This is a genomic window from Tenacibaculum sp. MEBiC06402 (assembly GCF_049239625.1).
Classification (GTDB): domain Bacteria; phylum Bacteroidota; class Bacteroidia; order Flavobacteriales; family Flavobacteriaceae; genus Polaribacter.
On record NZ_JBMKKT010000100.1, the window covers coordinates 205,726 to 217,585 of the forward strand.

Sequence of the window (11,860 nt, forward strand, 5' to 3'; positions counted from 1 at the left end):
AAAGGGGAATTAAATTTTTTTTATAAATCAATTAAGAAAACTTCTAGGAACTATTTTGCTGGAAATAAGAAATAACTTAATTATCATCGAATAAAGTTTTATCACTACTTCATCTCATGTTTGGTTTAATTTCAACTCTAGATGCGCAATATTAAGTTGTATAATAAGGTGAAAGAATTTTAAGTTTGCCTAAATATAATTCTGTGTATTATTTTTTTCACGATAAGTTTTAATTGGATTCAACTAAATCAATAAAAAGTGAAGTTTTTAAATTATTAATGTAAGGTGCCTATGAAGTCTTACTTTTATTTGAAAGTTCTAACATATGGTATAAGTGGATTAACGATAGGGGTTAATGTGTTAGAGTCTATTTATATAGCTGTTTTTAATAAACCTATATTTGTACACTTGTACTTTATCAAGAAAAAACTACCCAAACATAAAAAGGAGTTTTTAACTAATATAGACTTCTATAGAAAGTTAAATCCAAAGTATCAATCGTATTTTGAACATCGTCTTACAAAGTTTATAAGGAATTATGATTTTATTGAGCGAGACGGGTTTGAATTAACTCCTGAATCAAAAGTTTTAATAGCTAGTTCTTATATAAAACTGACTTTTGGTATGAGAAGGTATATGTCTTCCACGTTTGATAAAATTATGGTGTATCCTACCTCGTATTATTCAACTATTACAGATCAATATCATAAAGGTGAATTTAATCCAGGTTTAAAATTAGTCGTTTTTTCTTGGGAAGATTTTTTATTGGGAGAAGTAGTTATGAATGATAATTTGAATTTAGGAATTCATGAATTCACCCATGCTTTAACTTTTCATGGTAAAAAGTCAAAAGACAAGAGTGCCAAAATTTTTTATAAAGTATTTCTCGAGATTATAAAGTTTATGAGAAACCCAAAAAACTCAAATGCAATATTGAAATCTAATTACTTTAGAGATTATGCCAATACAAATGCACTTGAGTTTTTGTCTGTTGTTATGGAGCATTTCTTCGAAACACCTGAGGACTTGAAGAATAATTTTCCAGAACTATATTTTAAAATAGAAAAGATGCTTAATTACAAAGCGATTTTAAATCAGCAATTGTCTGAGTAGGGTTTTCGCTCTTAAAAACAAAGCTTCCCGCAACTAGTACATCAGCTCCAGCATCTGCTAACTGCTTAGCGTTTTTGTTTGTTACTCCACCATCAATCTCAATTAAAGAATTTGAACCTGTTGTTGTGATTAACTCTTTTAGTTGTTTTACTTTTTTATAAGTATTTTCAATGAAAGATTGTCCTCCAAACCCTGGATTTACACTCATTATACAAACTAAGTCTAAATCAATAATAATATCTTCTAAAACAGAAATAGGTGTGTGTGGGTTTAAAGCAACACCAGCTTTCATTCCAGCTGCCTTAATAGCTTGAATAGTTCTGTGTAAATGAGTACAAGCTTCATAATGAACAGTTAACATATCAGCTCCTAAATCCGCAAATGTTTTAATATATCTATCAGGATCTACAATCATTAAATGGACATCAATTGTCTTTTTTGCATGCGATGAAATAGATTTTAAAACAGGCATTCCGAAAGAAATATTAGGAACAAAAACACCGTCCATAATATCGATATGAAACCAGTCAGCCTTACTTCCATTTACCATTTCTACATCTCTTTGTAGATTTCCAAAATCAGCCGCCAAAACTGATGGTGCAATAAGTTTATTCATTATATGTGTGTTTTGTTAATGCGGCAAAAATACAACATAAAAAAAACTCTCAATAAAAAGTATCGAGAGTTTTTGATGATATTATTAAAAGCTTATTAACCTAAATAAGTCATTAAAATTTTACTTCTTGAAGTATGCTTTAATCTACGGATAGCCTTTTCTTTAATTTGACGAACTCTTTCTCTAGTTAAATCAAAAGTTTCTCCAATTTCTTCTAAAGTCATTGGTTGGTGTTCACCTAAGCCAAAATACAATCTAACAACATCAGCTTCACGTGGAGTTAATGTTTCTAAAGCTCTATTAATTTCAATTCTTAATGATTCGTGTAATAAAGTTTTATCTGGGTTTGGAGATTCACCTGAGTTTAAAACATCGTATAGGTTTGAGTCTTCACCTTCGATTAACGGAGCATCCATAGATACATGACGACCTGAGTTTTTCATCGACTCTTTTACGTCACTAACTGTCATGTCTAATTTCTTAGCAATCTCTTCAGCACTTGGAGGTCTTTCGTTTTCTTGTTCTAAGAAAGCGTACATCTTATTAATCTTATTAATAGATCCAATTTTGTTAAGAGGTAAACGTACAATACGAGATTGCTCTGCTAAAGCTTGTAAAATCGACTGACGAATCCACCATACAGCGTAAGAAATAAATTTGAAACCACGAGTTTCATCAAAACGTTTTGCCGCTTTGATTAATCCAAGGTTACCTTCATTAATTAAATCAGGTAACGTTAATCCTTGATTTTGATATTGTTTTGCAACCGATACTACGAAACGTAAGTTCGCTTTAGTTAATTTTTCTAAAGCTCTTTGGTCACCAGCTTTAATTCGCTGCGCTAACTCTACTTCTTCATCTGCAGTAATTAAATCTACTTTCCCAATCTCCTGTAAATATTTATCTAGTGAGGCAGTTTCTCTGTTGGTTACCTGTTTCGTAATTTTAAGTTGTCTCATAAACTTTTAATTAATTAATACATACTTTACACTTTCTTATACGTTAGTTATTCCGAAAATGTTACAAAACTTTTTATTTTTTTGAAAAAAATTTTCACAACTGTTAAATAATGTTAATTTTATCGAATCACCAAATAGAATTGTGACCTGAGCTTAGATTTTGTGTCTCAATACAATATACCTAAACTTAGATATAAGAAAGAGAACTTTTGAATACCAATAAAGTTGATAATATAACTGACGAAGAACTCGTTCGTAAAATAGTCGAAAAGAATGATACTCATTTATTCGCTATTTTGTACGATAGGTATGCTGGCTTAGTATACAATAAGTGTTATGGCTTTTCAAAAAGTAAGGAGGAGGCACAAGACTTAACTCACGATGTTTTTGTTAGATTATTTGTTAAACTTAGGAGTTTTAAAGGTAAATCCAAATTTTCTACATGGTTGTATTCTTTTACCTATAATTTTTGTGTGAATTATGTACAAAGAAATAGTGCTAAAAAGAATGAAAAAGTGACAGTTGTTACAGATGTAATTAAAGATGAAGATGCAGAAACGGAAGAAATAGATGACGCATCTTTATTTGAATTAAAATCTGAGAAGTTGGCTAAAGCCATGCAAATCATCGACCCTTCGGATAAGATGATTCTTTTAATGAAATATCAAGATGATATGAGTATAAAAGAAATATGCGAGGTTTTAGATATTGGAGAAAGCGCAGTGAAAATGCGTGTAAAAAGAGCTAAAGAAAAAGTTGTAAAAGCTTATAATAGTTTGTAATTATGGATAATCCGTTTAAGAAAATACTACATAACGAGGAGCTTCCGGAGGTACTTAAGAAAAAAGTACTGAATGATGTTGCTATGATTAAGTTATCCATAGATATGGCAGATTTATTTGTGGTTAAATATCCAAATGCTATTGGTGATATATTAGCTGGGGGAGGTGCTGATGACGTAGATCAATTGAATAAAAAGAATAAAAAAAATACAGATAAGAAGTAATTAAATTTTTAAAAAAACTAACACCACTATTATGAATGATTTATTAGCTCCTTTTGAAGAGATTTTGAATGATATTAAAGAGGTAATTCCCTCGATTTTTAAGTTTATAGGTTTTTTAGTTTTCGCATGGTTGTTCACGAAGATTTTATTGAAAGTTGTGAAGAAAATTCTATCGAAGACTAAGATTGATCAGTGGTCTGAGAAATTAAGTGAAACTAAAATTTTTGGTGATACTACTATCAATATTGTTTTAACCAATGTTATATTAGGAGTCCTTAAGTGGTTATTGATATTAATATTCGTAATGGCTGGTTCGAATATTTTTGGTCTTACTTTTGTTTCAGATGGATTAAGAAGTTTCTTTAAATACTTACCAAAATTAGTTTCTGCTTTAGCAATTTTTGCAGGAGGAGCATATTTAGGAACTATGGTGAAAAAGGCTATCCAAGGAATGTTCAAGTCATTGGAAATTAGTGGAGGAAATCTTGTGGCGAACATAGCGTTCTACTTAATAGTTATTTTTCTATCTATAACGGCTTTAGATGCAGCTGATATTGATACTTCTCTAATAAAGAGCAACTTGACTTTAGTTATAGGTTCTATATTACTTGCATTTACTATTGCCTTTGGTTTAGGAGCGAGAGATGCTGTAACTCGATTATTGTTTGGTTATTATTCAAGAAGAAATATAGCCATCGGGTCACATGTGAAGATAAATGATATAGAAGGGGTTGTATTAGCAATTGATAATATTTGTTTTACTATAAAAACTTCAGATGGCGAAGTAATGCTTCCAATTAAAGAAGTTGTCGATAATATAATTATTATTAAAAAGTAATTTAAATATTAAAAAAATATATATATTTGTAAAGTTTATATTATAACGCATTCAGATAAAATACTTTAGATAAAAAGTATTTATGATAATAATTTATTTGGTAGATTTCGGGGGACTTCTATCTACAGGGTTGCGTAGTGGGCAACTCATAAAGGGCTAGTTTACTAGCTCTTTTTTTTGGTAAAAAAAATATTTCTCTAGATGTGACCTTTCAAAAATAAATGTGTCTAAACAATATATAGTGTGGATATTTGTATTCTGGGGGGACGACAATTTCCGCACAAATAGTAAACTCAAAGCCGCATTTTATTTGCGGCTTTTTTTATTGAAAATAGAGGCAGTGTGACTTTAATGTAAATTAATGTGTCTTAATTATAAGTGTAGTGGGATTATTTGATTTTGGGGGATATCATCAATCCATGCACGTTAATGACAAGAAGAGCCGCTATTAGCGGCTCTTTATATATCGAAATAATATCTTATTCTTATAAATTATTCAAAAGATAGGTGTAGAAAAATCCCACGTGTTCCCATAAAATCTATAGGGTCGGTCCATTGACTTGGTGATCTCTCATCATATTTTACCTCGTTGTTTATTGCGAAAATCCCTCTTATTGAAGGAGAGAATTTAAAATAAGGCAAATAAAAGTCAACACCAATTCCAACTTCATACATATAGTTGCTTGAAGTTTGTCGAAATTGTCCTCCAAAGTTGTCATTTTGATTACGTTCATTACTCGAAAAGTTATAATCAAATGATGCACCACCTAAAACATATGGTCTTATATTGTTTAACCTGTTAGTGCTAAATTTAAAAATAAAAGGTAAGTGTAAATAAGTATTTCCTACCTCCCTAGTATCTTGACCAGGCGTTGTTATATGCGTAAACTTTAGAATTTTTGTATTAGAAATTAAACCAGGCTCAAAACGAAGGTTTATGTTATTGTGAAGCTTTAGATCAGCAATTAAACCAACGTTAAATCCAACTTCAGAAGTTACTTCTATTTGTGGATTGTTAAATGCACTAGGCTTATAAGCAACCTTAAAACCATTGGTGTTAAGTCCTAGATAAAAACCATAATGTAATCTACGTTTATCAAAACTTGGCAAATTTTCTACTTTCTCACGTTGAGAAAGAACAGACCAAGAAATAAATAGTAAACAAGCAGAAATAAAAATCTTTTTTTGCATATTATTTTGTCGATGTATAAATTGAAGCTACTCCGAAGGTTACGGGTAAACTATTTGCATTCTTAAACCCGTTTTTAGTCAAAATATTGTTGAAAGCCTCACCAAAAGGAAAAGAATTTGCACTTTCAGATAAATATGAATAGGCAACTTTATCTTTTGAAAATAATTTACCTATCACTGGAAGAATGAAATTGGTGTAAAATTTATACCCTTGTTTAAAAGGAAATTTTGTGGGGTTTGAAGTTTCTAATACCACAAATTTACCTCCAGGTTTTAAAACTCGATGTATTTCTGTTAAACCTTTATCTAAGTTTTCAAAATTTCGCACTCCAAAGGATACTGTTATGGCATCAAAAGTATTATCCTCAAAAGGAATATTTTCACTATCTCCAACAACCATTTCTATTTTGTCAGATAGGTTAGCTTTGTTAATTTTTTCTTTACCCACTTCTAACATCCCAGGAGAAATATCTAAACCAACAATTTTGTCTGGGTTTAACTCCGCCATCATTAATGCCAAATCTCCAGTTCCTGTTGCAATATCTAAAATTTGCTTAGGGTTGTTTTCTGAAACTAACTTTACTACTTTTTTTCTCCAGCTTACATCAATACCTAATGAAATAACACGATTTAGTCCATCGTAGTTTTTAGAGATTGTATCAAACATATGAGCTACTTGCTCCTTTTTCCCTAGCTCAGAATCTTTATAAGGTTTTATTTGCTTATCCATTTACAGCGATTACTTCATTGATTTGGTTAGGTAACATTTCTTTTAGCATAGTTTCGATTCCATTCTTGAGAGTAATTGTAGATGAAGGACACCCACTGCAAGCACCTTGCAAGATAACGCTTACTCTTTTTGTTTCTGTATCATAAGAACGAAAAGCGATGTTTCCTCCGTCTGATGCAACAGCTGGCTTGATATATTCGTCCAAAATTTCAATAATTTTGGTAGAAGTCTCATCTAGATTTTCATTACTTACTAGAACTTCCTCCTTCTGTTTTGTTTCAGGTAAACTAGAAATGATGCTTTTTCCTTCCTGTAAGTATTGTCTTATGAAGGTTCTTATTTCTTGATATACTTCATTCCATTCTACAATATCAAATTTAGAAATCGAAATATAGTTTTCTGAAATAAAAACTTCCTTAACAAAAGGGAAGCTGAATAAAGCTTGTGCTAAAGGTGAAGATTTACTGGCTTCTTCAATGTTTTTTAATTCAACATCTGTTTGTGTTAAAGCTTTGTTCGTGCCAAATTTCATTACTGCAGGATTAGGAGTAACTTCAGCATACACTTCAATAGCATTGGTTTTCTCTTCTTGTTTCGTAATAACAGCATTTCCACTATTTAAGTAAGCTTGAATTTGTTCTTTTACCTCTTCTTGAACATCCTGCCACTCAACAATATCAAAACGTTGAACAGCAATGAAATTTGCAGTAACAAATACTTTTTTTACAAAAGGTAAGTAGAATAGTTGTTGGGCAAGTGGAGATGATTTTGCTTCATCAATATTGTTGAATTCAAAACTACCACCATTAATCAATATTGTATTACTAACAAACTTTATAATCGAGTTATTGTTAGTTTCTTGTATTTGAATTATAATATTTTCCATAAGTAAAAATGAAATGCAAAATTACAGTAAAAAAGTGATTAAATAAAAAAGACCTCCTAGGTATTGTAAGTTATCATTACACCTAAGAGGTTTTATATAAAAATCCCCAATTAATTTTTATAAACTAAAAGTAATAGTTGCTGCTATTCTTGAAGTAATATTATCAATGTCAATATCAGCAGTATTATACAATGAATAAAATTGTTTGTTTTCTGATTGTTGGTAAGACAAATCTATTTGCGTATTTCCAAAATTGTATCCTAGACCAGCAGAAAATGCTCTAATGTTATCTTTGTTCGTATTTCCTCCTACAACTAAATTTGGATCCAATTCATAAGAGTATCCTCCCCTTAGGCTAACTCGGTCAAATCTCCATTCTGTACCAACACTAAGCTTTTGAACAGCTCTAAAATCAGTGCTAAAGAATTGATTCGCGTCCTGTAAAACTTGGTCAACTTCACGGTAATTAAAGTTTTGGAAGTCTTTATAAGTATAATCTACACTGATTAGTCCTTCTTTTCCAAAAATAAGAGCACCACTGGCAGTTAATTTACTTGGTGTTGTAAATCTTAATGAGTAAGGTCCTTCGAAAAAACGTTCTTCCAAACCATCAATGCCTAAGTTTGGAATTTCAAACATTGTTAAACTTCCAGCTCTTTCCTCAATAGTTTCTTGATACCAAGTCGGAGATTCATAGGAAGCTCCTAAGCGGATAAACTTGTTAAGCTTGTATATGAAACCAAGATTAAAAGAAAACCCATTTCCTTCTATAAAACGTTCGTTAAAATCTTCGACATCTAAGATGTTTCCGTTGATGTCATCATTCATTTCTGCTAAAAAAGACCTTTCTCTAAATTCTAGGTTATGAAATTTAAGAGATGCTCCCACATAAAGTTTATTATCATGTACTGCTGAAAACCCGATATTAAAAGAACTATTTAGTCCTCTTGTTTCGTTAGAAAAGCGTTGTTCTATTGAACGATCAAAAATATTCGCTGGGTCGGATGTATCGTTTATATGTTGGTCATAGAATAAAAATTGGCTATTTCCACTTCCAGTATAAAGGTTATCGAAATCTGCTTTCATTTTGTAGTTGAAAGAGATTGCAAATCTGTTCCAATTTGAATTTCTATGGTCAATGTCAAAAACAAAAATACCACCAGCTTGAGAAATATTAAAGTATTCGTTTTGTAAACTAGTTTTGTTATTATAGTAGTTTACAGCTAAGTCCATATTTTTATTGGCAAGGGTTACCGAAAATTTACTATTCCTTGCAACAGCGGCTCCAGCCGGATTAATATCTGTTGAAGAAACATCGCTTCCCAAAGCACCAAATGCTCCGGCCATTGCGTTAAATCTCGCCGTACCAATTGTGTTGTCCTTTGAAAATAAAATCCCTAAGTCGTTGTAATCTAATGCCTGAGAATAGGACGTAAGTACTGTAGTAGCAAAAGCTACGAATAATATAAATCGTTTCATGTTTTATGCTAATTTCTTTTGTGAACTAAGTTTTTAGGCTAGTATTTTATCTTCTTCTTGAGCTACCTCTTGAAGAACTTCTTCCTGAAGAGAAACTTCTAGAGCTTCTGCTACTTCCAGATGAATAGCTTCTAGAAGAACTTCTGCTACTTCTACTGCTCGAGTAACTACTGTTTCGAGAAGAACTACTTCTGTTAGAATATCTTGAGTTAGAATTATTACTTTTGTTAGCATATCTTCTCTTTGAATTGCTCTTTGATGATTTTGTTCTAGAAGGTTTGTATCCACCTGTACTGGCTGAGTTTCTTCTTGTTCTTGAAGGTTTATAACCTCCAGTTCTATTATTAGACCCACCTGATCTATTTGGTCTATAGCCTCCTGTGTTTCCTCTAGAAGGTCTTACTCCTCCGGTTCTATATCTTCTTATTTTAGTTTTTCTATTGATTCTGGTTCCATTAGAGTTTCTAACACTATTATTTCTTCTATTTCTTGAAATTTGACTATTGTTTCTTCTGTAAATATTTGAAGATCTTCTTGATAATGCTCTTGTAGAATTTCTGTAATGCGTTCTTCTATTTGAAGCTAGGGTGTTTCTACTATATATTCCACCTCTATTATATCTGTTGTTATAAAAACCGCGACGATTTCTGTAAGCTAAGCCGTAATATCCATTAGGTGGACAGTATAATCCATTGTTCCAACCCCAGTTGTTCCATCTCCAATTATTCCAACCCCATCCCCATCCAACATTGTTGTATGGATACCAGTAAGGATCATAACCCCAGTTCCACCCCCATCGATTCCAGCCAAAAGGACCGTCCCAAAAAGGATCTCCCCAATAAGTATTAAAATTCCAACCTAGTCTGTAACGAGGAAATGTATTCACATTGATTACAACATCTGAATCAGAATCATAGCCCCATGGAGCATTCTCACTATTATAATTGATTTGAGTATCTGGATCTTCGTCAATCGTTTCATCTTCAAATTCGTAATCTTCTGATTGATAACTTTCAATGTCAGTCAAGATATCAGTACCGTTTAAGCCATCTAGTCTTTCCAGTTCTTTTGTGAAATAATTTTCATTATAATTTTTGTAATCTCTGTTTGTGTCTTGAACAACTACTTTTCTCTGTTGAGTTTCATTGTCATCTGCATATATACCATCATCACTACCAGCAACAGACTGGGTTGTAGCACAAGAAAATAGTGTAGTTACCACAAGTAATGATAAGAGATAAAGTGGAAGTTTGGTTTTGGCGTAATGTGGTGTCATATCTTATCTTTTTTTATTAGTTAATAACAGTGTAAATCAATGTGAAAAAACTATTGTAAAAATACACAACTTTATTGTAGTTTTGCACACATAATTTACGCATAAAAAACTGCAATTTTTATGCCAAACTTTTGATTATGGGTAAACATTTAACGAAAAGATCTGAGGATTATTCAAAATGGTATAACGAATTAGTGGTAAAAGCTGATTTAGCTGAGACTTCTGCAGTAAGAGGTTGTATGGTTATTAAACCTTATGGTTTTGCAATTTGGGAAAAAATGCAAGCGGAATTGGACAGGATGTTCAAAGAAACAGGGCATCAAAATGCTTATTTTCCACTTTTTGTACCTAAAAGTTTGTTTGAGGCTGAAGAGAAAAATGCAGAAGGATTTGCAAAGGAGTGTGCAGTGGTTACTCATTATAGATTACAAAATGATCCAGAAAAAGAGGGGAAGTTAAGAGTAGATCCAAATGCGAAATTAGAAGAGGAGTTAGTTGTAAGACCAACTTCAGAGGCAATTATATGGAATACTTATAGAGGTTGGATTCAATCGCATAGAGACTTACCATTATTAATTAACCAATGGGCAAATGTCGTTCGATGGGAGATGAGAACACGGCTGTTTTTGAGAACAGCTGAATTTTTATGGCAAGAAGGTCACACTGCGCATGCTACAAAAGATGAAGCAATAGCAGAGGCGAGACAAATGCAAGAAGTTTATGCAACATTTGCTGAACAGTTTATGGCAATGCCTGTTGTAAGAGGAGTAAAGTCGGAAAGTGAACGTTTTGCCGGAGCAGATGACACCTACACTATAGAGGCATTGATGCAAGATGGAAAGGCTTTACAGGCAGGTACTTCGCATTTTTTAGGTCAAAATTTTGCAAAAGCTTTTGATGTAAAATATACTTCTAAAGAAGGTAAGCAAGAGTATGTTTGGGCAACATCTTGGGGGGTTTCTACAAGATTGATTGGTGGGTTAATTATGACTCACTCTGATGACTCAGGATTAGTGTTACCACCAAAATTGGCGCCAATTCAAGTTGTAATCATTCCGATATATAAAGGAGAAGATCAATTGAATGCAATTTTTGATAAGTTACAAGGCGTAATTACTGAGTTAAAAGCTAAAGGGATTTCAGTTAAATTTGATGATAGAGATACAATGCGTCCTGGTGCAAAATTTGCTGAGTATGAATTGAAAGGTGTTCCTGTAAGAGTTGCAATTGGTAAAAGAGATTTAGAGAATGGTACTGTTGAGGTAGCTAGAAGAGATACTTTTGAGAAAGAGACTGTTTCTCAAGAAAACGTAGTAGATTACATTTCAAACTTATTAGCTGAGATTCAAGAGAATTTATATTCTAAAGCTGTTAATTATAGAAATGAACACATAACAGAAGTAAACTCTCTTGAGGAGTTTAAAGATGCGATAGAGAATAAAGGAGGTTTTGTATCTGCCCATTGGGATGGGACAGAGGAGACTGAAGATAAGATCAAGGAATTAACAAAAGCAACTATTAGATGTATTCCTAATGATGCCGTTGAGGAGGATGGAGTATGTGTGTTTACTGGTGAAAAATCTAGTAAAAGAGTTCTTTTTGCAAAAGCATATTAAAAAAAACAAAAAAAGTTTTGCGGTTTTTAAAAAGCATTATATATTTGCACCCGCAAACTGAAAAGATTGTTTTGCTCCGTTCGTCTAGGGGTTAGGACGCCAGGTTTTCATCCTGGTAACACGGGTTCGAATCCCGTACGGAGTACAAAG

Annotated in this window: 12 protein-coding genes and 1 tRNA gene; 6 read left to right on the top strand and 7 right to left on the bottom strand. The window is 32.2% G+C overall.

Going from position 1 to position 11,860, the window contains the following annotated elements; all coding sequences use genetic code 11:
* Positions 1–291 precede the first annotated feature (291 nt).
* On the top strand, positions 292–1,113 hold the full coding sequence (locus ACOSP6_RS13445) for a zinc-dependent peptidase (protein ID WP_422094425.1): 822 nt from the start codon (positions 292–294) through the stop codon (positions 1,111–1,113).
* Here the strand turns inward: ACOSP6_RS13445 and rpe are convergent.
* Together rpe and ACOSP6_RS13455 are read right to left on the bottom strand one after the other, a co-directional pair.
* Complete coding sequence (gene rpe / locus ACOSP6_RS13450; protein WP_422094490.1) at positions 1,073–1,732, bottom strand: ribulose-phosphate 3-epimerase; 660 nt, start codon at positions 1,730–1,732, stop codon at positions 1,073–1,075. The two genes, ACOSP6_RS13445 and rpe, sit on opposite strands and share 41 nt — an antisense overlap.
* A gap of 92 nt (positions 1,733–1,824) precedes the next feature.
* Positions 1,825–2,688 carry a sigma-70 family RNA polymerase sigma factor gene (locus ACOSP6_RS13455; RefSeq protein ID WP_075341103.1) on the bottom strand — a complete coding sequence of 288 codons (864 nt, stop codon included), beginning with the start codon at positions 2,686–2,688 and terminating at the stop codon, positions 1,825–1,827.
* A gap of 209 nt (positions 2,689–2,897) precedes the next feature.
* Between ACOSP6_RS13455 and ACOSP6_RS13460 the strand changes: the two genes are divergently transcribed.
* The 3 genes from ACOSP6_RS13460 to ACOSP6_RS13470 are packed head-to-tail and all read left to right on the top strand — an operon-like array spanning position 2,898 to position 4,532.
* On the top strand, positions 2,898–3,470 hold the full coding sequence (locus tag ACOSP6_RS13460) for an RNA polymerase sigma factor (RefSeq protein ID WP_422094426.1): 573 nt from the start codon (positions 2,898–2,900) through the stop codon (positions 3,468–3,470).
* Positions 3,471–3,472: 2 nt separating this feature from the next.
* Positions 3,473–3,694, top strand: a complete 222-nt coding sequence (locus tag ACOSP6_RS13465) for a hypothetical protein (RefSeq protein ID WP_422094427.1) — start codon at positions 3,473–3,475, stop codon at positions 3,692–3,694.
* A 31-nt stretch (positions 3,695–3,725) separates the two neighbouring features.
* Positions 3,726–4,532, top strand: coding sequence for a mechanosensitive ion channel family protein (locus tag ACOSP6_RS13470; RefSeq protein ID WP_422094428.1), 807 nt, complete (start codon positions 3,726–3,728; stop codon positions 4,530–4,532).
* Positions 4,533–5,024: 492 nt separating this feature from the next.
* On the opposite strand, the gene ACOSP6_RS13475 is transcribed toward ACOSP6_RS13470, so the two are convergent.
* The 5 genes from ACOSP6_RS13475 to ACOSP6_RS13495 all read right to left on the bottom strand — a co-directional run bounded on the left by ACOSP6_RS13475 (position 5,025) and on the right by ACOSP6_RS13495 (position 10,094).
* The gene (locus ACOSP6_RS13475) at positions 5,025–5,723 is read right to left on the bottom strand and encodes a porin family protein (RefSeq protein ID WP_422094429.1); all 699 of its coding nucleotides are present in this window, start codon (positions 5,721–5,723) and stop codon (positions 5,025–5,027) included.
* Position 5,724: 1 nt separating this feature from the next.
* Positions 5,725–6,453: a bifunctional demethylmenaquinone methyltransferase/2-methoxy-6-polyprenyl-1,4-benzoquinol methylase UbiE gene (gene ubiE / locus ACOSP6_RS13480; protein WP_422094430.1), complete on the bottom strand. Its 729-nt coding sequence runs from the start codon at positions 6,451–6,453 to the stop codon at positions 5,725–5,727.
* A complete protein-coding gene (locus tag ACOSP6_RS13485; protein ID WP_422094431.1) occupies positions 6,446–7,339 on the bottom strand; it encodes a NifU family protein in 894 nt (297 codons plus the stop codon). Before ACOSP6_RS13485 ends, ubiE begins: the two co-directional genes overlap by 8 nt.
* A gap of 117 nt (positions 7,340–7,456) precedes the next feature.
* Positions 7,457–8,818, bottom strand: a complete 1,362-nt coding sequence (locus tag ACOSP6_RS13490; RefSeq protein ID WP_422094432.1) for an OmpP1/FadL family transporter — start codon at positions 8,816–8,818, stop codon at positions 7,457–7,459.
* A gap of 46 nt (positions 8,819–8,864) precedes the next feature.
* The gene (locus ACOSP6_RS13495; protein WP_422094433.1) at positions 8,865–10,094 is read right to left on the bottom strand and encodes a hypothetical protein; all 1,230 of its coding nucleotides are present in this window, start codon (positions 10,092–10,094) and stop codon (positions 8,865–8,867) included.
* Between the two features lie 137 nt (positions 10,095–10,231).
* On the opposite strand from ACOSP6_RS13495, the gene proS reads away from it, so the two are divergent.
* Entirely contained in the window at positions 10,232–11,710 is a 1,479-nt protein-coding gene (proS, locus tag ACOSP6_RS13500) for a proline--tRNA ligase (RefSeq protein WP_422094434.1), read from the top strand.
* A 73-nt stretch (positions 11,711–11,783) separates the two neighbouring features.
* Positions 11,784–11,855: transfer RNA gene (locus ACOSP6_RS13505), tRNA-Glu, on the top strand.
* The last annotated feature ends 5 nt before the right edge of the window (positions 11,856–11,860 follow it).